The following is a 23,774-nucleotide window of genomic DNA, read 5'->3' as shown; positions in this document are numbered from 1 at the left end:
GAGGACCACAAAACCTGATTCCATCCCGCACCGAAGAGCCAGCCTTCTCCATTCTCGGCGACGGCGCTCAGGCGAGCGACGGCTTCTGCTTCGCTGGCACTGCCGGTGAGATCAACACTTGCCAGGGCGCTGCCCAAACCCGCGACATGACCGTGGGCATCAATGAGCCCGGGAAGCAGAGTGAGTCCCTGCCCGTCGATGCGGTTTTCTGCCCTGCTGCCCGATGCAGACGCCTCTTCGTCGTATATTGCAGTCACCACGCCCTTATCGTATTCCAGGGCTGAAAAAGACAATCGCTCACCTTCGTGCATGGTGTAACCGTGCACATTGTGAATCAGGGTCGCTGCAGGCAGCTGCAGAGGAAGCGCCACCAGCGCTGCCAAAAAGCATCCACGCACATTCATCAACATCTCCTTATGGGGAAGTGCCGCCAGGAAAAGCCGGCAAATCATAAACAAAGCTCAAGACGCCCAAGCCTACCGCAAATACTTACTGGGGAAGTAGGCACGACAGCGCTCCAACAGCGCCTCGGCCTCTCGGAGCTGGCCGTTCGCCTGCAAACTTCGCTGCAACCAACTGCAAGTGGTCCGCCCCCAGGGCCGACGATCGTGGGCGCGACTCGCGGCTGCCAGAGCCGCCACCTTATCCCCTTTTTTTGCGGCCATGTACGCGGCGGTGAGCCGCGTGTTCACACTGTCGCCCGGTAAACGCAGCGTCACAGGCAAGTCAAAATTTTCATGGGCCAGGAGCGCGCCACGCACATCCTCATACAGCAACCGCCATCGCCCCGTCTGTAATAGCCCCCGGGTCAACCGGACGCCATTGCGACCGCGAGGCCACATAAACAATTCGGCACCGGAACTCTCGATCTTCTCTATCCACCCTGCGCGGGCGCCGAGCACGGTGACGTAATCAAGATAAGTTTCGTCATTGAACAGCGTGTTGGCGCGACCATCGATGAATACCCTCAAAGCACCATCGCTGCGCCAGTGGAGATAGCCCCCCCAGTTATAGAAAGCAAAGGTCTTGCCCTGCAGCCTGTTGACCTCGACAAAGTCAGTGAGCCCGTGGGGATACACATACTCTGCAGTGAGGTAGTGATAGGCAATTGTCGGATTCAGAGAGTAAGGCGCGACCCGAAGACCACCCCAAATGATGAACGCCAGTAGCGCGGGGAGCATAAGCGGTTGCAGTAGCTTTTGACGCAATAACGCCCCGGCGAAGGGCGCGAGCAAGAGCGCAAAAGCCACAGCCCATAAAATGATAAAGCGCCGGCTGGTCACAGACATGGCAGCGCTGAGCGCGGCGATGACCAGCAGCTCCGGGCTGAAGAGCACCCATCGCCGCACCGCAGGTAACACCCAGGTCATGCTCAGGGCAGCAGCAATGACCAGCGAATAGCTGTACCAGACAGAGGTAATCCCACCCGCTTCAAAGGGTGATCGCCACTCTCCCAAACTCCGATAGGGCGAATCCGCATTCAACGCATACACCAGCGGCAGCCAGAAAATACGCGCGCCGTCAGGATTTACAAAGCAGATGAGCGCACAGGCGCACCAGGTTAGTACCGCGCTGCGCAATGCGCGCAAAGAGAAATCACGCCAGGGACACAACACGATAGCCAGGACCATCAATCCGAATACAAAACCGCCATGAAGATTTACCCAGATTAGAAACAGCGGCAATAGTTCAATCAGGCGGGGGGTACGATGGAGCGTCAGCTGCAGCAGAACCGCCAAGCCAAGAAGGGTATAAAGCTGCGGCCGCATATCCAGAAAGGGGGCGGCGATAGCTACGCCGGCGGTGCAGGCCAACAGCGCGGCCAGCGCATTACCGCTGAGGCGGGTCAGCAGTACTTGGAGAAGGCAGAAGGTCGCAATGATCAGCGACCATTTCCAGATCACCAGGCTCGCCAAACCAAACAAATGCACCCACCCATAGAACAGCAGGTCAGCCAGCCATTCATGATTATGCCAGGCGCTGCCCAGCTCCGTGTAGGACCAGTCATCAACCAGCCAGGGGCTTCCTTGCTGCACAACCTCCCGACCCGCAGCAATATGCCACCACAGATCCGAACCCATCATTTCGGTAAACCCAAAGGAAAGATAGATGAGCGCGCCTGCGAAAAGCCAGGGCCAGCTTCGCTCCGACGGCCAATCGCGGAGCTGCGACAGCGCTGACATCAGCTTTGCGTTGGAAGGGTCAAAGGTCGACCGCACTCTCGGAGTTTGCCGAGTCGTCGGTCTCCTTCTTTGGGGATACACGACGAGGCAGGTCGCCACTGGGTCGGTAGTCCATCACAAAGTACAGTTGCCGACCCTTGCTCTCGTTATAGGTGCGCGCAAGGTACTCACCAATAATGCCAAGACACACAAGCTGTACGCCCCCCAGGAATAGCATGATCACTATCAATGATGGATAACCCGGCACGGGATTACCCAGGAAAAGCGTGCGCAACAGAAAAAACAAACCGTAGCCAAAAGCCAGGATTGAAGTGAACATGCCCAGCCAGGTGGCAAGCTTGAGAGGCGCAGCGGAGAAGGAGGTAATACCCTCAAGGGCATGATTCCACAAGCGCCAGTAGCTCCACTTGCTCCGCCCCAGGGAGCGGGCGTCCCGTGCATAGGGAACCGCTTTCTGGGGATAACCGATCCATGCATAGAGGCCCTTCATGTAGCGGTGCTGCTCCCGAAGTTTGGCAAGAGCATCCACGGCCCGGCGACTGAGCAAACGGAAATCACCGGTGTCCCGGGGAATTGGAACATCCGACAGCCTGTCCATCACGCGGTAGAACAAGGAAGCACTGTGACGTTTAAGCCATTGCTCGCCATCACGGGACTCCCGGGTCGCATACACCACGTCGTAGCCCGCACGCCAATGCTCTACCAGCGTGGGGATAAGCTCCGGCGGGTCCTGCAGATCGGCATCGATCACCACCACGGCATCGCCCTCGGCATGATCAAAGCCCGCCGACATGGCCGCCTCTTTGCCGAAGTTCCGTGACAAACGCAAAACGCCCACACAATCATCTTCGTTTTGTTTTTCTGCCAGCCACTCGCTGGAGCCATCGTTGCTGCCATCGTCCACATACAGCAGCTGTATCGAAATTTGCAGAGACTCAAGCACCGCCATGATCCGGTCGTGAAACGCAGGCAATACCTCACGCTCGTTGTACACGGGGACCACCACACACAGCAGCTCCGCCACAATCAGTGCCCGGCTTTCAACACAGCTCTCATGCAGTTCTCATCGTCTACCAGTGCACACCGCGGGTGAATCGGGAAACAGTGCATAGGCCTGGCTGAGAAAGGCTTCGGTCACACTGGGAATCGTCGCCTGCTCCGGCGATGCACCCCAGAGTTCTCTGAGCGCATCAAGCTTGGGCACTGAACCGGGACGTACCAAAACAAACACCTTTCCGCCCCGATCCAGAAGCTTGGGAACCAGAAAGCGTCCAATAAAACCCGTGCCGCCGGTGACAAAATAATTCATATCGCTCTCCAAACCGCGCCTGATCGCTGGATCAAACGTTTACTCTTTTTTTACTGGTTGTGGTGCTCAAGGATAGATCAATTTAAGCGGCAACATCAGAGGGGTTTTGGGCATCTCCGTCGCTTCCAGCATCGGCTTTTTGGAGCAGATAGCACTGGGTCCACAGCAAGCCCTCGAACCGTGATCCCTGGAGCTTCTTGTCCACCGCCGCCAACAGACGTTGCCCCCAGTTCCCCGCAAACTCCCCGAGAATTGGCAGATAGAATCCCATCCGTGCCTCTTTCACCACTTTGAGTCCTGCAGCGTTGCACTGAGCTCTGAGCCTGTGCGCCGACAGCAGATTGATGTGTCCCGTGGGTTCGATGGGCTCGCGATAAACCATGCGCAGCAAGTGGATGATGCCTGGCAGGAAGGCTATTTTTCCGAGCAGTTCCAGGGGGCTGCGGGGCTGGGGGGTTGTGAGAATCAGGGTTCCTCGGGGTGCCAGTACCTCAGCCATGGCGTTTAGCAGTCCTGCGGAATCTGCAACGTGCTCAATCACCTCAGAGCACAGCAATAAATCGACAGATTCGGCTTGCACTGCTCCCGAGCGAAGATCGCCCTGCACAAAGACGACCGATGTCGCCTCGCCCGAAGTGGCCAGAGAGCGCTTCGCTGCCCTGAGGTGACTGGACTCCACATCGAGTGCGACAACATCCCGAGACACCACCGCAAGTGCTGAGAGATAAACGCCGGAACCGGGGCCCAGCTCCAGGGCCTGCTCAATATCGCTCTGCTTCGAGACGTCCGTCAGCTGTGCCAACACCCAGTCACGCCGGGCGCAATGGAGATAGCGGCGGGTAGGATTGCGGGACGCGTAGAGCGTCGCCTGAAGCGCTACCAGTTCGTCTTCGCGACTCATGGCCTGCTCTCAAAGATAACAATATCACCCACAAACTGCGTGAAGCTGCCATAGGCGGCGTAATGCAGCAGCAATTCCGGCATAAAAGTCGGCGCACGGAAATGCTCGCGTTTTACCAGCGCGGGATGCTCATCAGCCATAGCTTGTCGATAGAAACGAGCTGACCCCGGCGTGGTTTTGATCAGGCGCGACAAGTTGTTGACCAGCGGCCCATTGAGCTCGTTGGCAAAGGCCGTGTCGTACCAGTTTTCGCTCAGTATCACGGCATCTGCCGCCGATAGCCGTCTGCCGCCGGGGTAGGCATCGGCGGGCCGAAACAATCGATGAGAAACTCCCCTATCCGGCGGCGGATTCACGTAGTAACTCACCAGCACACGCGTGGGAGACTGCCGGTCATACCAGGCAATGAGTTTGCGACGGGGGTCAAGTTGGTAATCAGAGACCAGATCGATCGCCAGCAACGCCTGCCAAAACATAATCACCACCAGCAACAAACCGCGCCGGGATGGTCTCAGGTAACTCACACCCAAGGCGGCGAGGAGACAGGCGGCCGGCAGGAGAGGCAGGTAGTGCCGGTAGTAGGTGACCGGTGCGAGAAAGGCCATATATAAAGTAAAGGCCGGAACCGGCATCAGAGCCAACCACCCTCGATCAAAGGATTCGCGTTTCCACAGTTGCCCTGCGCCATACACCGCCACAAGAAACGCCGGTATGCCGAGACCTATAAAAAGCACAATGAAAATGTTCGGTGGATTGCGCAACCACTTGTACCAACCGATGGCACCGTAATCCGTACCAAACCGTCCCTCCGCCCCGCCCGCCGTAAAAGCTACAAAAAGGTCCACCTGCATTAACAGTGGTGCTAACCAGGGCGCCAGCAGAAAAAAGCCTCCAGCGGTAATGCTCAGGCGCGCCCAGGGCACCACAAGGTAGAACAGCACAGGCAGCAGCCAGATGGATCGCGAGGGAAGTTCGGGATTGCATACAAGCCCAAAGACACTGGCATAACCCAGCAGCAGCAGCGCAATTTGCCGCCGCCCGAGGCCGTCAAACAGTCCCAGAAAAAATCCCGGGGGCAGAAATACCGACAAAGAAGCCAGCGCAAACACCCAGTACTTGGTGAAGACCGCGGCCACCATCAAAGCCGCCGCCAACAGCCAGCGCCACCCTCCGCGGTGCACGCTCCAAACAACCGCAGCTATGGACGCGTAGATAAAAAAAGTGGACGCCGCATCCACCGTCCCCACTATGGACTCGCTGATGTGCCAGCCGGAGAGCGCCAGCAGGGCACTCGCCACCGGTGCCACCACCGGCCTCTCGGGAAACAGCAGGGCGGCAAGGAGCCAAAGTATCCCCACCGTGAGTGCCCCGGTGCCTGCGGAATACAGCCTGGCGACGAGCAGGTGCGCTTCGCTGTGACAAAAAGTCTTCGCCGCACGCGCATCACCGCCACTCCCCTGGGGCGGTGAATTCCCCAGCGCGTCTGTTATTGCCAGTGTCTGCCAACCTACAAGAGGGGAATAATTAAAACCCTTTAGCGCCGCCCGACAGGAGCCACCCTCGTCGAAGTTTACCAGGGTAAAACTGCCGTCGCCGTACCAGTCCTGTCCATAGTCCATGGCGGGAATCGCGCGCAGCAAAAACGCTAGCACCAGCAGCACCAGCAGCACCAACACCGGCGCCCGGGGTCGTGATGAAAAACTGAAGTCAGCAGGTAGAGACAAGCCTGGCTCGCGACAACGGCGGGGGTTTGCGCAGTCTAGCAGAGGGTAAATGAGCCGCTGCTGCCTCCCATCGTCGCATGCTAGACTCAAAGGTTCCGCGACTAACTACAGTACAGGACGTTGACGTGATGAGCAGCTCTGTAAATCCTCTACTCGAGGCCATTGAGGCCAGTCCCGACGGGCCGGAAGTTTGCGCCATCTTCGACTTCGACGGCACTATTATTTCGGGTTACTCCGCCATCGCCTTCATCCGCGAGCAGCTGCGTCGGGGCGACCTGTCGGTACGGGATTTCCTCGAGCTTGCCAGCGCCATGACTAACTTTGGACTGGGCAATCTTGGCTTCTCCGGCATGATGGCGGTGACCACGCAGTTTATGCGTGGCATCGAAGAGCAGGCCTATGTCGAGCTCGGTGAAGAGCTGTTCACCAAGCAAATCGCCCGCCTGGTATACCCCGAGTCTCGCGCGCTCATCGACGCCCACCTTGCCAAGGGGCACACCGTAGGCATTATTTCCTCCGCCACGCCTTATCAGGTGGAACCCGCCGCGCGGGATTTGGGCATTGAGAACGTGCTGTGTACCCAGCTCGAAGTGGAAGGCGGCGTGTTTACCGGGAGTGTCGTCAGGCCCACCTGTTTCGGACAGGGCAAAGTCGATGCGGCAGAGGTGCTGGCGGACAGCGTCGGCGCCAATCTGGACGACGGTTTTTTCTACTCCGACAGCACCGATGATCAACTGTTGTTGGAACACGTCGGTAATCCCGTTGCCCTGAACCCCAGCGATAAGCTGCGCGCAGTGGCAAGAGACAATAACTGGCCCACGGCAAGCTTTGGCAGCCGGGGTCGTCCCACAATGGGCCAGTTTGTTCGCTCCATCGCGGCCACGGTGAGCCTGGTGCCCACCTTCGCTGCAGGGCTCCCGATCTACGCCCTCACCGGCTCGCGACGGGAAGCCACGAATTTCTCTATCAACCTGTTTGCGGAAACCGCCAGCGCGCTGATCAACCTGGACCTTCGAGTCAACGGCGAAGAAAACTTATGGAAAGAGCGTCCCGCCGTGTTCATCTTTAATCACCAGAGCAAGGCGGACGTGGTGATAGGAGCCAAGCTGCTCCGTCGCGATATGGCAGGCGTAGGGAAGCAGGAAATCAAAAAAATGCCCGTCATCGGTAAAGTGCTGGAGATGGGCGGCGTGGTGATGATCGATCGCAAAAACGCCTCCTCTGCCATCGAAGCGATGAAGCCTCTGGTCGATGCCATGCGTAACGAGGGCAAATCGGTAGCGCTGGCCCCCGAGGGTACACGTACGGTATCTCCCAACCTGGCACCGTTCAAGAAAGGGGCGTTCCACCTGGCTATTCAGGCCGGCGTACCTATCGTGCCCGTTGTGATTCGCAACGCCGGTGATGTGGCTCCCAAGGGTGACTTTGTTTTCCGCCCTGCAACGGTGGAAGTGGATGTACTGCCACCGGTGGATACTAGTGCCTGGAGCGCCGACACCCTGGACGACCACATCCGTGAGGTTCGCAACATGTTTTTGAGAACCCTGGGGCAGCCCGAAGAGAAGGCCCCCGTGGCGAAAAAGGCCAAAACAAAAACAGCAACGAAGACAAGGAAAAAGCCTGCCACCAAAGCAAAGGCGACCGCTAAGACTCCAGCAAAGTCGCCAAGCAAGGCAAAGACCAAGGCGAAAGCCACCACCAAAGCCAAACGCCGGCCCGCCGCCAAGGCCAGACCCAAAACTGCAGCCAAGGCCCGGCCCAAGGCGCGCCCTAAGTCAGCGGGGAGCTAGCACGCTGGCAGATTAGTCGTTTCGTCATATAAGGAGAATAAATTGAGCGAACTGAATGTTGCCGTCCTCGGGGGCGGATCCTGGGGCACCACCGTGGCAGCACTGACGACCCGCAACGCCCCTGTCACTATTTGGGCCCGAAACCCGGCGACGGTAGATGAAATCAACAACGCACATCGCAACCAGACCTATTTACCCGATGCGGTTTTACCCGATAGCCTCCGCGCCACCAACGATATTGGTGACGCCGTCGCCAATGCGGATGTAGTGGTTATGGGGATTCCCTCACAGAACTTTCGCAGCGTGCTCCTGGAGGTCAAAAAGCATTTGCGTGCCTGGGTGCCGGTGGTCAGCCTCACCAAAGGTCTGGAGCTGGATACCCGCATGCGCATGACCGAGATTATTTCTGAGGTGCTTCCGGGACACCCGGTGGGCGTGCTTACGGGACCCAACCTGGCACGGGAAATCATGGCCGGACAAGCCGCTGCCAGCGTCATTGCCATGAACGACAGTATTATCGTGCGCTCACTTCAGGAGATCTTCAAAAGCGGACTCTTCCGCGTCTATACCAACCCTGACGTCGTGGGCTGCGAGCTGGGGGGCGTGCTCAAGAATATTATTGCTATCGCCGTGGGTATGGGTGATGGACAGGGCGCGGGAGACAACACCCGGGCAGCCCTGATCACCCGGGGTCTGGCTGAGGTCACCCGTCTGGGGGTGGCCATGGGAGGCCGCGCCGAAACCTTCGCCGGACTTGCCGGCATGGGCGATATGATTGCCACCTGCACCAGCTCTCAGAGCCGCAATCGCCATGTGGGAATCCAGCTGGGTAAGGGCAAGACCATGGAACAGATTGCCGATGAAATGTTTATGGTTGCTGAAGGCGCAAAAAGTGCGCCGGCAGTTATGGCCCTGGCTGAAAAGTATGATATCGATATGCCTATCGCGCGGGATGTGTACCGCGTGGTGACCGGCGAAACCAATGCCCGAGGGGCCTACCGGGGTCTGTTGCGAACCGCAGCGGGCGCTGAGTCAGAGCCCGGCTAAAAGCCGGGTTGGGAGTTCGAGCAAGAGTCCGGTAAAAAGCCCATGGGACGTGAATACCGCCCATTCGAATTGAAACCCTTAAGAGACCTCTATCCATGATCCGCGCAATCTATTCCCTGACGCTAAGCCTGTTGGTTACAGGCTGCATGAACATCACCGTGGTTGAATCGGGCAGCGGGACTGCAGCGCCTAACGCCGTCGCCGCAGTGGACTCCTCCCCCATTCCCGATTACCAGCGTGAAAGTCCCTGGTACACCGATGCCCAGGCCCGGGTAGCAAGATCACCAGCCACGGGAAAAGCGAAGAACGTCATTGTTTTTCTCGGTGACGGCATGGGCATATCAACCATAACCGCCGCCCGCATTCTCCAGGGACAGGAGGCCGGCAATCCCGGTGAAGAAAACCGTCTTAGCTTTGAGGAGTTCCCCGTCACCGGTCTGGTGAAAACCTACAACGTGGACTCTCAAACACCGGACTCCGCCGGCACCATGAGCGCCATCATGACCGGCGTGAAAACCAAAATTGGTGTCTTTGGTGTCGACGAGCGAGTGGTTCAGGAAGACTGCAGCAGCAGCCAGGGTATTGAACTGCTGTCCCTGCTGGAGATTGCAGAGCTGGCGGGCAAAGCCACCGGCGTTGTAAGCACTGCGCGCATTACCCACGCCACACCCGCGGCCACCTACGCAAAAACCGCCGCTCGAGACTGGGAAGATGATCAAGAGCTATCCGACGACGCCAGAGCCCAGGGCTGTAAAGATATCGCAGCGCAATTTCTGGACTCCCGAGAACGCCTGAACAGGCAATTTGGCGCCGACGCAAGCGATGGAATCGAGGTGGCGCTGGGCGGCGGTCGTCGACACTTCCTACCCGGCTCCGAAGAGGGCGGGCGTCGTGGAGACGGACGCAATCTTATCGAGGAATGGCAGACGGCCTACCCCCAGGGCAGCTATGTCGACAATAAGTCTGACCTGGAGGAAGCACGTCGGGCTCCTCTCCTGGGGCTGTTCAGTAACTCGCATATGGATTACGCCCTGGAGCGTGAGGTTCCCGGTGCCGAGCAGCCCTCACTAACCGCAATGACACTCAAGGCCCTGGAGCTCCTGCAAAATCGCGATGAAGGATTTTTACTGGTTGTTGAAGCGGGACGCATTGACCACGCTCACCATGCCGGCAACGCCGCCAACGCCCTCAAGGACACCATTGAACTGTCCGAAGCGGTAGCGGCCGTCATGCGCAGTACCGACGCTGACGACACCCTTGTCATGGTCACCGCAGACCACAGCCACGTTTTTACCATGGCAGGCTACCCCCGCCGCGGAAATCCCATACTGGGGAAGGTAGTCCCCGCAGGGAGTGACGAGCCGGCCCTGGATGTCGATGGTCAGCCCTACACAACCCTCGGCTACATGAATGGCCGGGGCTATCGCGATCACGGAGATCAGCTGAATGCCGACAGTACCTATACGGAAGACCCCATAGCGGGCCGCCAGGACATCAGCGAGGTGGATACAACCCGTCCCGGCTATCATCAGGAAGCACTGGTACCGCTGAATGCGGAAACTCACGGGGGCGAGGATGTCGCGGTCTATGCCAATGGCCCCGGTGCCGAGGGTGCCATGGGCGCGATAGAACAGAACCAGCTTTTCCACATGATGCTGCAGGCCACCACCTGGGAAGCCGAAGCCGCTGAGCGCGTTCAGTCGTTGGAAGACCGTCGCTAAGTTGAGTCCCCTGGAGACCCAGTCATGCGTTTAATGCAAACAGCCCCTTTGTCAAAAACACTGCGTATCGCGGTAGCGATTCCGGTGCTGTTCACGTTGGTAGCAGCCTGCACCACCAGTCCCACCGGCCGCAACCAGTTTATGCTCATCTCTCCGGAATCTGCCATTGTGGAATCCAAGCAGGCCTATCTGAGCACCGTGAGTCAGCTCAATCAGGAAGATAAACTGGTAGATGATCCGAGGATGGCGGATCGCGTGGCCACCATTACCGGACGTCTGGTAACAGAGGCCATTGCCCTCTATGCGGATTCTGCAGACTGGGAGTGGAGCGTTGCCATCATCGACGACGACGAGACGGTGAATGCCTGGTGCATGGCCGGTGGACGCATGGCCGCCTACACGGGCCTCTTCGAGCAGCTCAAGCTGACGGACGATGAATTTGCACAGATTATGGGTCATGAGATATCCCACGCCCTTGCCAATCACACGGCGGAGCGCATGTCCCGGGCCATGGCGATCAATATGGGCGTGCTGGCGGCCGGTGTAGCCTCGGACAATCACGCGGCGACCCTGGCCGGCGCAGCGCTGGCGGCGAAGCTTGCCCTGGAGCTTCCCAACAGTCGCGTTGCGGAGTCAGAGGCCGATCAGATTGGCATTGAGCTGGCCACGCGCGCGGGCTATGACCCGGAGGCGGCGGTGACCCTGTGGCAGAAGATGGGCGGACTCTCCGAGAGCCGTCCCGCCGAGTTTCTGAGCACGCATCCCGCGCCGGAGAACCGCCAGGCGGCGCTGAGTGCGCTGGTGCCTGAAATGCGTGCCCTGAACCCCCGGGGGCGCATGGCGAAAGTCACGCCGGTAACCATCGTACGCTAGGAATCAGCCGCCTGAGGGCAAGCCGGACGTAGTCTCGCCGAAGCGACTTCGTGCGTAGCTGAGTTCGGGAATTTCCTCGGCGCCGGTGCGGCTTAGAAACAGGGCCGCAGCCTCTCGCACGGACGCGTCACTGGCCAGGTGCTCTTCAAAAAACGCGGTGATCACCACCCGGGCAATCATCTGCTGTCGCAGGACGTTCATGGTTTGGGGCAGCGGGTCCACAGTGCACAGCTCGTTGGGCGCGCTGTAATCAATGCCCAGTTCTACGGGGCCAAACAAACCCTCCCATTGGCTTTCCTGATTTGGCTTGATGTAACGACCGACGGACCAGCAGCCGATGGCATCGGTATTATCCATAGCCCGCAGGAGTGCGGTTCCACCGGAAAACCCCGTGTGCGAACCGCCCTTGAGCGTCACCAGCTCTGCCCCCGGTTTCTTGTCGAGAACCGGTGCGGCATTCGTCGCGTAGGGCACCAGCACATCCAGATCTCCGGCAAACATCATGAAGGGCAGATCCGCTTTCTGAAAAAATTCGTCGGTGAAAAAATTGGTGGGCCCCGCAATGGACAGCACGGCGCCGATGCGCGGATCCCGCCATTCGGGATGAAACCCCGAAAGCGTGGATGTTAAGCCGCCCAGGGAAATACCCAGAACGCCAATACGTGCGGGATCAATCTTGCCCGACAGTGCATGTCCGGAAACGGCGCTGTACCCCACTAAGGTGTTGATCAGGAAACTGACGTCCCCGGGCTGATTGATCACATCCTCCACCAGCGCCCCACCGGGGGCCCGCATATTGGTCAGCGGGTAATCCACGGCCACAACCACAAAACCATGACTTGCCAGATGTTCCGCAAGATAGGCACCGTTGCTCCGGCTGGAGGTAAACCCATGACTGAAGACCAGCAGGGGCCGCGGACCTGCCTCGGCCTCAAAGGGATACCACACCGTACCATCGAGCGAGCGCTGCTCATCGCCGGGATAGTCGCCGTTTGCCTGCGTAGACCGGTCGCGATCGATAAAGAGTTCGCCAAAGGTCGCCACGGACCAGGGGCCTGCCGCCAGACGGGCCTCGCTGTCACTGCCTTCAGGAAAGTCCTCAGGCTGGTGGGAGAAGGTCACATAAAGCGCAAGAAGGACCAGCAAAACCCCCAGGCTAGCAAGTATTTTTAACAACAGTTTCAAGCGCTGCTCCTCAAATGTGATTACCGGTTTTTACTACAGAAACGCCCCTAGCCATCTCCCCAGGGGTCGAGCATGAGATCTCCATCATGTTCTCCGAGACGGGGAGGCGGACGGGTATAGGTCACCGGTGTGCGAGAGAGCTTGATGGGGCTCCCCACAACCCTGAGGTCCTCGTTATCCGGATGGGGCAGATCGACGATCATTTCCCGGGCCAGGAGCTGTGGTTCATTGAGGGCTTCGGCAATGGTGTTGATCGGCCCCGCAGGAATACCCGCAGACTCCAACTCCGCAAGCCAGTGGCTGGCATCCCGCTGCGCAAAACAATCGGCCAGGAGGGGGATTAACGTGTCCCGGTGCGCCACGCGGTCTGCGTTTTTGGCAAAGCGCGGGTCCTGAGCCAAAGCGGGTTGCCCCAGAAGCGTGGCGAGCCTCGCGAACTGGGTGTCGTTCCCCACGGCCACAATGAACTCTCGATCCTGAGCCTGGAAACTCTGATAAGGCACGATATTAGGATGGGCATTGCCCAGACGCTGAGGCGTAATACCGCCCACGAGGTAGTTGCTGGCCTGATTGGCGAGCGTCGCAGCGGTCACATCCAACAGCGCCAGGTCCACCTGCTGCCCCAATCCCGATCGTTCCCGCTCCGCGAGGGCGGCGAGAATACCGACGTTGGCGTAAAGCCCCGTCATAATATCAGTGAGCGCTACGCCGACTTTTTGGGGGCCTCCACCGGGCTGGCCATCTGGTGCACCGGTGACGCTCATCAGTCCGCCCATGGCCTGTACCAGAAAGTCATAACCCGGACGCGCCGCGAGGGGCCCCGTCTGTCCGAAGCCAGTGATGGAGCAGTAGATGAGTCGCGGGTTTTCGCGGCTCAAGCTTTCGTAATCCAGAGCAAAGCGTGCGGCGGCGCCAACCTTGAAGTTCTCAATAAGTACGTCGGCGCTCTTTGCGATGTCTTTCAGGCGCTTCTGGCCCTCGCTCGAACGCATGTCTACGCGTATGGATCTCTTACCACGGTTGCTGCACAGAAAATATGCGGACTCCCCAGCCTCTCCATGGTCTCCATCCTCACGCTCCAACCAGGGAGGCCCCCAGCCTCGGGTGTCATCACCGCCCTCGGGGCGCTCTATCTTGATCACGTTGGCCCCGAGATCCGCAAGCGTTTGGCTGGCCCAGGGGCCCGCAAGGACCCGGGACAGATCGAGAACGCGCAGCCCCTGCAGTGCGGTCATCAGAACGCGGGAATATCTGTCTGCGAGCGGCCGAGAATCAGGGCGTGGATGTCATGGGTGCCCTCGTAGGTGTTCACCACCTCAAGGTTCATCATGTGCCGCATCACCGGATAGTCATCGGAAATGCCGTTGCCCCCGAGCATGTCCCGGGCCTGCCTGGCGATGTGCAGGGCTTTGCCGCAGGAGTTGCGCTTGATAAGCGAAATAAGATCCGGCGAAACAGCCCCCGCATCCATGAGCTGGCCTGCCCGGGCGCAGCCCTGGAGCCCCAGCGCGATCTCCGTCTGCATATCCGCAAGCTTCAGCTGGATAAGCTGGTTCGCCGCCAGCGGTTTGCCGAATTGCTTGCGCTCCATGGTGTAGTCGAGCGCGGCATGCCAACAGGTCTCGGCGGCGCCCAACGCCCCCCAGGCGATGCCATAGCGGGCGTTGTTCAAACAGCCAAAAGGACCTTTCAGGCCGTGGACGTTCGGCAGCAACTGCTCCTGGGCCACAAATACCTCGTCCATCACAATCTCGCCGGTGATCGATGCGCGCAGGGCCAGCTTGCCCTCAATTTTGGGAGCGCTGAGCCCGTCCATCCCTTTCTCTAAAATGAACCCTCGAATGAGGCCGTCATCGGTCTTTGCCCAGACCACGAATACATCGGCAACAGGGCTATTACTGATCCACATTTTTGCGCCGCTGATGCAGTAGCCCCCATCGACGCTCCGCGCCCGCGTCACCATGCCGCCGGGGTCCGAACCGTAATCTGGCTCCGTGAGCCCGAAACAGCCGATCCACTCTCCCGTGGCAAGCTTCGGTAGATACTTCTCCCGCTGTTCTTCCGTCCCGTAGGCATAGATGGGATACATCACCAGCGATGACTGGACGCTGAGCATGGAGCGGTAGCCCGAATCTACCCGCTCAACCTCGCGGGCAATGAGTCCGTAGCTGGTGTAATCGACACCGGGGCAGCCGTAACCGTCAATGGTGGCGCCCAGCAATCCCAGCTCTCCCATTTCGCGGAAAATGTCGAGGTCCGTATGTTCCTCACGGAAAGCCTCTTTTACGCGGGGCGCGAGCTTCGCCTGGGCATACTGTGCCGCCGAGTCCCGCACCATACGCTGCTCGTCGTTGAGCTGCGCATCCAGGGCAAAAGGGTCTTTCCAGTCGAGTTTTTCCCAGCGCATCGTCGTAATCGCCATCCAAGGGTTATCCGTTTGTAGTCAGGTCCGCAATGATGCGTGACCGCGATCCGGATAACTATAACGCGAGAGAGGTACACGAACATGTTTCCCACCGTGCGTATTTCGCCGGGAGCCTGCCAGCGCTATGATGATTCCTCTCAAACACATCCTGAAGAGCACCCCTTGGCCACGGAACTTGACCCAAAGCTTGCTGCTCTCTCAACGCTGGTGGCCAACTGCCTGCCGGCCCTCGGGAGCGATGACTTTGCGCCCGCGCTGATACAGGGGCTACGGGCACTGGTGCCCATCGATGACGCCTCGGTCATCTACTACGGTGGGGGCGACCTGCCTACCCTTGTGTACCGGGAGACCCCGTTGGCCCGCGGCGGCAACACCATGGAGCGCTTCCTTGCGGGGGCGTTTCTCCTCGACCCCTTTTACAAGGCCGCTGCCGAAGAGCGGCGTTTTGGGGTTTTTCTCCTGAAGGAGCTCGCGCCGACACGCTTCAGGGACAGCGAGTATTACCACAGCTGGTATCGCAACTGTGGTTTCACCGACGAATGTGGTTTTCTGGTGGAGGTCGGCGAGGATGCTTTCGTCAATGTAGCGCTCGGTCGACTGGCAAAAAAACGCTTCAGCCAGGCGCAGCTTCGCACTCTGCGCAGCGTTAAACTGGCGGTGGAAGAACTGTGCAGAGGGCATTGGACCGTCGAGAGCGGCTCGGGCGAAGGTATCCGGCGGCATCTCCATCTGGCGCTGGATGATTTTGGCTCCAGCCTGCTGACAGAGCGCGAAACGCAGGTCATCAACCTGGTACTCCACGGTCACAGCACCAAGTCTGTGGCTACGCGCCTGGACATCTCCGTAGAGACAGTAAAACTGCACCGCAAGCATGCCTACGCCAAGCTCGAGGTGAGCTCTCAGGCTGAGCTCTTTTACCTGTTCCTGGATTCACTAATGAGCAGCCATGACTATAGCGGTGGCGACACACTGGTGAGCTATTTGGCCAGGCCTGAGTAACCGCAGTCCATTCGTAGACATCGCGTCACTGGGCGAACACAAGCTGACGTCTACAAACTGGTGTCGTATTCCAGGGGCGTGACGTGGCGGCCGAATTCATCAATCTCCTGTTGCTTCACCAGACCATAGACTTCCTGAAATGATGCGCCCAGATAATCGGCTATAAACCGCGAATGACGAAAGGCATCCAGGGCCGCATTCCAGTCCCGGGGCAGGCTGGGTTCCAGCTGCTCCCAGGCATTACCCTTCATGGCAGGGGGTGGCTCCAGCTCCAGCTCAATGCCGTAAAGCATACCGGCCAGCAGCGCTGCGATGGCGAGATGGGGCTGCGCATCGGCGCCGCCCACCCGATGCTCCAGGCGCATGGCAGAGAGAGGGCCCGCAGGCACCCGAAGAGCCACGGTCCGGTTTTCGTAACCCCAGCAGGGTGCCAGAGGAGCGTGCATACCCCGCTGAAAGCGCCGGTAGGAGTTCATGGTGGGCGCCAGCAACAACATAACGTCCGGCAGGGTCTCCATGCACCCGGCGATGGCTTGACGTAGTAAGGTGCTTCCCTCGCTTGTTCCATTATCAAAAAGATTATTGCCCTCCATGTCCTGCAGGCTGCAGTGCAGGTGCATGCCGTTACCTGCCAGATCGCCAAAGGGCTTGGCCATAAAGGTCGCTATGCGTTGATGATTTCTGGCGATACCGCGGATCGCTCGTTTTAGGAGCAGCGCCTGATCGGCCGCAAGCAGCGCGTCCGGGTGATGAAGGAGATTGATCTCATACTGCGATGGCGCACTCTCCTTGATGAGGGTGTCCACCGCGAGATTCTGCAGCTCACAGCACTCGCGCACGGCGTGCATAAACTCATCAACCTCGGCCATGGCCTCCAGACCGTAGGTTTGTCCGGTGCCCAGGGCTCCTCCCAGGCTGTCCTGCTGCGTGTGCTGGGGCCGACCCAGGTTATCCCGCTGGCTCTGCAACAGAAAAAACTCCATCTCGCTGGCCACTACCGGCTGTAATCCCCGCTCCCGAAAGCGCGCCTCCACGGCACCGAGGATGCGCCGCGGATCGAGGGAATTGGGACTGCCGTCCTCGTGATCAAGACTCACCAGCACCTGGCCCATGGGGCGCTTACCCCAGGGCATGAGAGTCAGGCTTCGCGGCTCGGGGACGCAGCAGCCGTCACCATCGCCACTAAGAAACACCCACTCTTCTACATCCCTGCCCCAGCTATCAAAAACCAAAGCGCTGATGGGGAGCTTCAGATCATCGGCGAACACCGTGCTGAGCTTGTCCCGGGTAACCCACTTCCCCCGCAGCCCTCCGGACAGGTCGGCGAGCACCACCTCAAAGAGCTCCACATCCGGATGCCGGTCCAAAAAGTGTTTGGCTTGCTCCATCACCGTCATTACGATCTGGGTCCAGCGGAGGGCGTCCTGAAAAAACTGCCCCGAAGAAAACATGACATTTGGCAACACCTTTGGGTTAATGGCAGACGCGGTTTGCTATGCCACACTTTGCCATCTTAAAGCAGAGAAACTCGCTATGAACAGCAGTGCAGACACCGCCAGCCTCAAGGCCCTCGACCGGGCTCACCATCTCCACCCGTTTACGGACTTTCATGACTATGCCAAAGGTAACGGCCGGATTTTCAGCCGCGCCGAGGGCGTGTTTATCTATGACAGCGACGGCAACCGCATGCTCGATGGTATGTCGGGGCTCTGGTGCTGCAATCTGGGCTACAGCCAGGATCGCATCAAGCAGGCGGTCTTCGATCAGATGCAGCAACTGCCCTACTACAACAACTTTTTTAACTGCTCGAACCAGCCGGCGGTGGAGCTCGCGGCAGCGCTGACTCAAATTGCTCCCGCTGGTTTCGATCATGTGTTCTTCACCAACTCCGGCTCGGAAGCCAACGACACCAATATCCGCATGGTGCACCGCTATTACGACCTCCTTGGCAAACCGGAAAAGAAACTGATCATCAGCCGAAAAAACGCCTACCACGGCAGCACCATCGCCGCGGCATCCCTGGGCGGCATGAAGGCCATGCACGAACAGGCCATTGGCCTTGACTACATTCATCACGTCAACCAGCCCCACTGGTTTGAGCTGGCGGAGCCGGGTGAGGACGAAGCCAGCTTTGGTCTGCGTATTGCCCGGGAACTCGAAGCCAAAATCGATGAGCTGGGCGAACACCGCGTTGCAGCGTTCATCGCCGAGCCTGTGCAAGGCGCCGGCGGCGTCATTGTGCCGCCGGACAGCTACTGGCCGGAACTGCAGCGTATCTGTGACGAGCGGGACATCCTGCTTATTGCCGATGAAGTTATCTGCGGCTTTGGCCGCACCGGCCAGTGGTGGGGGAGCCAGACCTACAACATCAAGCCTGATCTCATTACCTTTGCCAAGGCGGTCACCAACGGCTACATGCCCCTGGGCGGTGTACTGGTGTCCGACAAGGTTGCGGACGTGTTGATGGCCAGTGGCGGCGAATTTGCCCACGGCCTGACCTACTCCGGACATCCCGCCTCCTGTGCCGCGGGACTGGCTACTCTGGACATCCTCCACGAGCAGAACATCGTAGGGCACGCCGCGGAGCATCTGGCGCCCTACTTCCAGAGCAGTCTGCAGAAGCTGAAGGATCATCCCATCGTAGGCCAGATCCGCGGTCGGGGCTGTTTTGCGGCCATCGAGCTGGTGGCCAACAAAGAGACCCGCGAACGTCTGGCGCCCGACTCCGCCGGCGCGGTCTACTGCCGGGATACCGCCAACAACCTGGGTCTCATGGTGCGCCAGACCGGCGACGCCATGATCATGTCGCCACCGCTGATTTGCGAAGACGAGCACATTGACTACCTCGCCGAGAAGCTCACCGCGGCATTGGATGCCACCGCGGAGCATTACAAGATCGCTGGCTGATAGGACCGCCGTTCTAATTGTGGGCGGCCACAGGGAGAGGGTGTGGAAAGTGAGAAAGAAACTGCCACTCACTTTCCACACCCTCTCCCTGCGTCCCTGGCATTCGCGCAGCTGCACTCGATCGACCAAAGAACCCCTGACACTCGCGCGAGTGCCATGAACGCAGCGCAACTCGGGAGCCAGTGGCAGTTTCTTTCTGGCGAGAGAGTTGCGCTGCGTTCATGGCACGTCCTGAGTTATTACGATTTCTTTCTGGCGAGGGAGGCCTCGCGGCATCAAGGCACGTTGCCGATAATCAGCGGTGCTTGTAACGAGAGAGTTATCCTGTGCTCATGGCACGCTATTAATACTGGCAACTTTTTGGCTAGCGACCATGCTAGTCTCGGATTCCACGGAGAGCCCCGCGAGCGCTGCATGACCGAGGTTATTGAGCATCCCAAAACGCTTCGCCAGCGTGACCTGGTGCTGTTCACCGTTTCAGCGATTCTGCTGCCCGACATCCTCACCTCCTCGGCGTCGGCTGGGGTCTCGAGCATTGCCTGGTGGCTGATTCTGGGTGTGGCGTTCTTTCTCCCCATGGGTTTGATCAGCGCGGAGTTGGGCTGCAGCTATCCAGAGCAGGGCGGAATCTACACCTGGATTCGCAATGCCTTTGGCAGCCGCTGGGCGTCGAGAATCACCTACTGCTACTGGGTGAATATGGCGCTCTGGCTGCCTTCGATGTTTATTCTCTTTGCAGGCGTGGCCAACCGCCTCTTTGGACTGGAGGCCTCCCTGACCACACAGATCAGCATTGCCATCGCCATTACCTGGCTCACCGTAGCGGCCAACGTGGTGGCACTGAAGATCGGGAAGTGGATTCCCAATATGGGCGCCATCGCGAAGTTTTTGCTTTTTGGAGCCTTAATCGCCGGTACCTGGCGCTTTCTGTCCTCCCGGGAAATAGTGAACTCCATGTCGGTGGCCGAGCTCACGCCGAGCTGGGGTGACGGGCTGCAATTCATACCGGCAATCATCTACGGCATGCTGGGTTTTGAGCTTGCAAGCGCGGGGGCCGCAGAAATGCGCAACCCCCAACATGATGTCCCCCGGGCGATTCTATGGTCCGGAATAATTGTGCTGGCGCTATCGGTGCTCGGCACTTTTGCGGTACTGGCCACCACCCCGGTAACCGACATCAATATCGTAGAAGGTGTGATTGATGTACTGGAGGTTGCCTTTGCGGGCTCTGCCGCTGCTGACACTTTGGTGCTGTTCCTTGGCTGCTGTTTCCTCTTTGGCATCTATTCAAGCTGCGCCGCCTGGTCCATGGGTGCCAATCGTGCTGCCGCCGAAGCGGCCATTGAGAAAGAGCTCCCCGCGTGGTTTGGCATCGAATTACCGGGCAATGGATCGCCCCTGGGCGCTGCGGCCCTCACCGGCACGGTAAGCACACTTGCGCTCCTGAGCTACGGCTTCATGTCAGGCAGCAATGAAGACCTTTTCTGGTCACTCTTCGCCTTCAGCTCGGTGCTGTTTATGCTGCCCTACGTCGGCATGGTTTTGGCGTTCCTGCGCATGCGCGGTGTCGATGGCAGCCATCCCCGACCCTTCCGGGTTCCCGGGGGCCCGCCGGGCGCCTGGGTCAGCGCAATGCTCTGCGGATCCATCCTCCTCATGGCCATTACACTGTTTATGGTGACTCCGGGAGAGGGTCCCCAGTGGCCGGTGATCATCGGCGTCGTGGCAGCACTATTCTTCGGCGAGATCCTGGTGAGAGCCGCGGAACATTCAGCACGCTCTCCCGTCTAAAACTCAGGTACATCTAATCTGAGCGTCCGAACGTAAATAAGCTCATGTTATCTATGAGAAAACCCATGTTTAACGCTACTGGAACAGGAGACGCAAAGAGCCGCCGCAAACGCGCGGGGCTTATTGCGTTGGTTGTTTTTACTGCCGCGGCGGTTGCCAGCGAGCTGGCGGTCAATAAAGCTGCCGCTAGCACCTTGCAGCAAAGCGCCGAGCAGCGGGCGCTGGATCTTGAGAAAGTGGGTGAGGCACGACTGAAGTTTTTGCTCTGGTCCGTCTACGATTCCCGGCTGTACACCCCTACCGGTCAGTACCAGGACGGCATCCGCCCGCTGAAGCTCGAAATCGAGTATCTGCTGGATGTGAAGGCCGATGCCCTGGTGGAGCGAACGCAGACCGAGTGGAACAAGATGGGCCGCGAGCATCCTCGACAGGATCAGTGGCGCCAGGAACTCGCCAGCATCTGGACCGATATAGACTCAGGCGACGTCCTGAGCCTGGAGCTGGATAATGAAAATCGCAGCACTTTCCGGCGTAATGGCGAACTTCTCGGACACATAGAGGACCCGGAGTTCGGTCAGCAGTTTGTGGACATCTGGCTATCGGAAGACTGCACCCGACCAGAAATCAGGGCATCTCTTCTCGGCAACAGCTAATCCAGCGCCGCGAGATACTCGTCGAGGCGCTGGTCGGCATGTTCGCCAAATAGAATTCGGCTGGCCTCAGCCAGCCCCGGCGCATAACGAATGTCCTCGACGCGAACGACCTGCTCTATCTTCGAGCGGCGACGCATAAAATCTTCCAGACGCACGACCATTTCCCGTCGGGCAGTGAGCTCTATTTCGCAGCGGGTGTACTCCGCGTGCTCGATAAGCAGCTCCACGCTCTCGGGTCTTTCGCGGATGCGGTCCAGAAGCTGGAACGCCGCCTCTCCATAACGGCGCCAGAAGCGCTCGCTCAGGGGCTCTGAAGAACCCGGGTCGGTCATTTCGTCCAAACCCAGCTGACTCGCCTGCTGCATAAACAGCGCCTTCACCGAGCCGCGGGGCTCTCCGTACCAGTCAGCATTGGGTTTAGCTATGGGAATACCCAGAGATTCCACCGCGGCGACAACCTCCTCCCCCACATTCAGGCAGTCCGTGAGCTTGCCGCCAAAGATACTGATCTGCGACAGCACCTTATTGACTTCAATTTCATGCTTACGCGACAGCTGGACCCAGTCCGTTGCACCCTGGGAGCCCGTCACCGCCAACGGACGCACCCCCACCCGCTCAGCAATCACATCCTCCGGGCGAATAGGCTCGCGCAGATCAATGAGTGCATTGACGTTATCGAGGACGAACTGCCGGTCCTCTGGTGTCACGCCCACGGAGGGGTCGCTCACCGCAGTGTCGGTGGTGCCAATACAGGTTTTGGGGCCCATGGGAATCAGAAAAAACAGACGACCGTCGCTGGCAAAAAAGGTCAGCACCCGCCGGCTATCCGTTACCCGGTCAACGATGAGGTGAATGCCCTTGGAGAAAAGGTGCCGATACTCGGTTTGCACGCCGAGCCTGGTATTCATGGAGTCCACCCAGGGACCACAGGCATTGATTACGGTTTTCGCGCGGAGGGCGTGTTCCCTATCGCTCTCGCAATCGCGTAGACGACAGTCCCAGCCGCCCTGCCGGGGGACTGCCTCCTCCAGGCTGACATAGTTGGCCGCTACGCAGCCCAGATCCAGGGCCCGACGGATAAAGCTGAAGACGAAGCGCGCATCATTGTCGTAGAGGTAGCAATCGGAATACTCCAGCCCCCCCGCGGCGTTACTGGTGTTGATTTCCGGTTCCAGTTTCTTGATCGCCCGGGGTGAAAGATAGCGGGGAGCGCGGGTTTTACAGCGACCTATAAGCCAATAGAGCACGCTGCCCAGAAAAACAAAGAAGGACCAGAAGCGAAAGCCCCGCTGAATCGTGGTGAAGAAGCGAATTTCTTTGACCGTAGACGGGTAGGCACGCATGAGCTCATTGCGTGAACGGCACAGTTTGTTCACCAGTAAAAATTCGCGACTCTCAAGATATTTGATGCCGCCCCAGGCCAGGTTGCTGGAGTTGGAGCTTACGCCGCTGGCAAAGTCTCCGCGGTCCACCAACGCAACACGCACACCCTTACCCGCCAGCGCGGCGGCCGAGACGGCCCCGTTGATGCCGCCCCCCACAATAAGAACGTCATATTCCTGGCCATCAAGACTTTCGAGATTTTTATCGCGCAGTGCGGTGGACACCGCGTCCCCTCCTCAACAAACAGGCCGCTTTTCAATCGGGTCAGCTGGACAGTGACCCTGGTAAACACCACTATAACGCACTCTTTTGGTGGCACCCCTTATTCTATGGATCAAGAAACACAGGAAACCTATCGCGGCCTGGATTACCCCTGGGGTCGCGGGGTCAACCCCGAGCCCGGCGAGCCCCGGCGTATTGCCGACCGGGTCTACTGGGTGCGGTTTCCCATGCCCATGTCTCTGGATCACATCAACCTCTGGCTTCTGGAGGACGGTGATGGCTGGACCATCGTTGATACCTGCCTGAACCTTCCCGATGCGCGGGAGGTCTGGAAAGCCCTTTTTGAAGGCTTCATGGGCGGTAAGCCGGTAAAGCGCGTGATCTGCACACACATGCACCCGGACCACGTGGGGCTCGCCGGATGGATCTGCGAAACGCACGGCTGCGATCTGTGGATGTCCCGCGCCGAATACCTCATGTGTCGCTCCCTGGTGTCGGACACCGGTCGCGAGGCACCCCAGGTCGCTGTCGACTTTTACCGCGGAGCGGGCTACACCGAAGAACAACTTGAAAAATACAAGAAACGCTTTGGCTTCTTTGGCAAGGCCGTGTCCACCTTACCGGACCGCTACCGACGACTGGTGGATCTGGAAACGCTTAA

General features: G+C 59.0%; 20 protein-coding genes. 9 read left to right on the top strand and 11 right to left on the bottom strand.

The features are described 5' to 3' along the window. The 6 genes from ACTG3T_RS06390 to ACTG3T_RS06365 all read right to left on the bottom strand — a co-directional run. Positions 1-452, bottom strand: a 452-nt coding sequence (locus tag ACTG3T_RS06390) for an amidohydrolase family protein (protein ID WP_439101432.1), incomplete at its 3' end; no start/stop codon positions are given. 24 nt (positions 453-476) lie between these two features. Further along, on the bottom strand, positions 477-2,183 hold the full coding sequence (locus ACTG3T_RS06385) for a hypothetical protein (protein ID WP_439101431.1): 1,707 nt from the start codon (positions 2,181-2,183) through the stop codon (positions 477-479). Positions 2,184-2,202: 19 nt separating this feature from the next. Further along, complete coding sequence (locus ACTG3T_RS06380) at positions 2,203-3,207, bottom strand: glycosyltransferase family 2 protein (RefSeq protein ID WP_439101430.1); 1,005 nt, start codon at positions 3,205-3,207, stop codon at positions 2,203-2,205. A 39-nt stretch (positions 3,208-3,246) separates the two neighbouring features. Next, positions 3,247-3,492 carry an SDR family oxidoreductase gene (locus tag ACTG3T_RS06375; protein ID WP_439101429.1) on the bottom strand — a complete coding sequence of 82 codons (246 nt, stop codon included), beginning with the start codon at positions 3,490-3,492 and terminating at the stop codon, positions 3,247-3,249. 82 nt (positions 3,493-3,574) lie between these two features. Then, on the bottom strand, positions 3,575-4,393 hold the full coding sequence (locus ACTG3T_RS06370; protein WP_439101428.1) for a class I SAM-dependent methyltransferase: 819 nt from the start codon (positions 4,391-4,393) through the stop codon (positions 3,575-3,577). After that, positions 4,390-6,117, bottom strand: coding sequence for a hypothetical protein (locus ACTG3T_RS06365; RefSeq protein WP_439101427.1), 1,728 nt, complete (start codon positions 6,115-6,117; stop codon positions 4,390-4,392). Before ACTG3T_RS06365 ends, ACTG3T_RS06370 begins: the two co-directional genes overlap by 4 nt. A 128-nt stretch (positions 6,118-6,245) precedes the next feature. On the opposite strand from ACTG3T_RS06365, the gene ACTG3T_RS06360 reads away from it, so the two are divergent. The 4 genes from ACTG3T_RS06360 to ACTG3T_RS06345 all read left to right on the top strand — a co-directional run bounded on the left by ACTG3T_RS06360 (position 6,246) and on the right by ACTG3T_RS06345 (position 11,548). Continuing rightward, positions 6,246-7,907: an HAD-IB family hydrolase gene (locus tag ACTG3T_RS06360; protein ID WP_439101426.1), complete on the top strand. Its 1,662-nt coding sequence runs from the start codon at positions 6,246-6,248 to the stop codon at positions 7,905-7,907. 42 nt (positions 7,908-7,949) lie between these two features. Beyond that, positions 7,950-8,954, top strand: a complete 1,005-nt coding sequence (locus tag ACTG3T_RS06355; protein WP_439101425.1) for an NAD(P)H-dependent glycerol-3-phosphate dehydrogenase — start codon at positions 7,950-7,952, stop codon at positions 8,952-8,954. Positions 8,955-9,049: 95 nt separating this feature from the next. Further along, positions 9,050-10,675 carry an alkaline phosphatase gene (locus tag ACTG3T_RS06350; protein WP_439101424.1) on the top strand — a complete coding sequence of 542 codons (1,626 nt, stop codon included), beginning with the start codon at positions 9,050-9,052 and terminating at the stop codon, positions 10,673-10,675. Between the two features lie 24 nt (positions 10,676-10,699). After that, the gene (locus ACTG3T_RS06345) at positions 10,700-11,548 is read left to right on the top strand and encodes a M48 family metallopeptidase (RefSeq protein ID WP_439101423.1); all 849 of its coding nucleotides are present in this window, start codon (positions 10,700-10,702) and stop codon (positions 11,546-11,548) included. Between the two features lie 3 nt (positions 11,549-11,551). Here the strand turns inward: ACTG3T_RS06345 and ACTG3T_RS06340 are convergent, their stop codons facing one another. From ACTG3T_RS06340 to ACTG3T_RS06330, 3 genes are read right to left on the bottom strand one after another with little or no spacing between them, the layout of a single operon-like run. Further along, positions 11,552-12,733, bottom strand: a complete 1,182-nt coding sequence (locus tag ACTG3T_RS06340; RefSeq protein WP_439101422.1) for an alpha/beta hydrolase family protein — start codon at positions 12,731-12,733, stop codon at positions 11,552-11,554. A 47-nt stretch (positions 12,734-12,780) separates the two neighbouring features. Next, positions 12,781-13,968, bottom strand: a complete 1,188-nt coding sequence (locus ACTG3T_RS06335; RefSeq protein WP_439101421.1) for a CaiB/BaiF CoA transferase family protein — start codon at positions 13,966-13,968, stop codon at positions 12,781-12,783. Beyond that, complete coding sequence (locus ACTG3T_RS06330) at positions 13,968-15,155, bottom strand: acyl-CoA dehydrogenase (RefSeq protein WP_439101420.1); 1,188 nt, start codon at positions 15,153-15,155, stop codon at positions 13,968-13,970. Before ACTG3T_RS06330 ends, ACTG3T_RS06335 begins: the two co-directional genes overlap by 1 nt. Positions 15,156-15,239: 84 nt before the next feature. Between ACTG3T_RS06330 and ACTG3T_RS06325 the strand changes: the two genes are divergently transcribed. Continuing rightward, the gene (locus ACTG3T_RS06325) at positions 15,240-16,157 is read left to right on the top strand and encodes a response regulator transcription factor (RefSeq protein WP_439101419.1); all 918 of its coding nucleotides are present in this window, start codon (positions 15,240-15,242) and stop codon (positions 16,155-16,157) included. Between the two features lie 50 nt (positions 16,158-16,207). Here ACTG3T_RS06325 and ACTG3T_RS06320 read toward each other — a convergent pair whose 3' ends face one another. Next, a complete protein-coding gene (locus tag ACTG3T_RS06320) occupies positions 16,208-17,608 on the bottom strand; it encodes a glutamine synthetase family protein (RefSeq protein ID WP_439101418.1) in 1,401 nt (466 codons plus the stop codon). Between the two features lie 82 nt (positions 17,609-17,690). Here ACTG3T_RS06320 and ACTG3T_RS06315 point away from each other — a divergent pair, with 82 nt between their 5' ends. The 3 genes from ACTG3T_RS06315 to ACTG3T_RS06305 all read left to right on the top strand — a co-directional run bounded on the left by ACTG3T_RS06315 (position 17,691) and on the right by ACTG3T_RS06305 (position 21,508). After that, positions 17,691-19,064 carry an aminotransferase gene (locus tag ACTG3T_RS06315; RefSeq protein WP_439101417.1) on the top strand — a complete coding sequence of 458 codons (1,374 nt, stop codon included), beginning with the start codon at positions 17,691-17,693 and terminating at the stop codon, positions 19,062-19,064. A 414-nt stretch (positions 19,065-19,478) separates the two neighbouring features. After that, positions 19,479-20,855, top strand: a complete 1,377-nt coding sequence (locus ACTG3T_RS06310) for an APC family permease (protein WP_439101416.1) — start codon at positions 19,479-19,481, stop codon at positions 20,853-20,855. Between the two features lie 65 nt (positions 20,856-20,920). After that, on the top strand, positions 20,921-21,508 hold the full coding sequence (locus ACTG3T_RS06305) for a chalcone isomerase family protein (protein ID WP_439101415.1): 588 nt from the start codon (positions 20,921-20,923) through the stop codon (positions 21,506-21,508). On the opposite strand, the gene ACTG3T_RS06300 is transcribed toward ACTG3T_RS06305, so the two are convergent. After that, the gene (locus ACTG3T_RS06300; RefSeq protein ID WP_439101414.1) at positions 21,505-23,115 is read right to left on the bottom strand and encodes an FAD-dependent oxidoreductase; all 1,611 of its coding nucleotides are present in this window, start codon (positions 23,113-23,115) and stop codon (positions 21,505-21,507) included. The genes ACTG3T_RS06305 and ACTG3T_RS06300 overlap by 4 nt on opposite strands. A gap of 105 nt (positions 23,116-23,220) precedes the next feature. Here ACTG3T_RS06300 and ACTG3T_RS06295 point away from each other — a divergent pair. Beyond that, on the top strand, positions 23,221-23,774 hold a 554-nt coding region (locus ACTG3T_RS06295; protein ID WP_439101413.1), incomplete at its 3' end, for an MBL fold metallo-hydrolase.

The organism is Congregibacter sp., from assembly GCF_965660375.1.
Lineage (GTDB): Bacteria > Pseudomonadota > Gammaproteobacteria > Pseudomonadales > Halieaceae > Congregibacter.
Note: the sequence above shows the minus strand (reverse complement) of the source record. Positions and strands in the feature narration are given on the sequence as shown.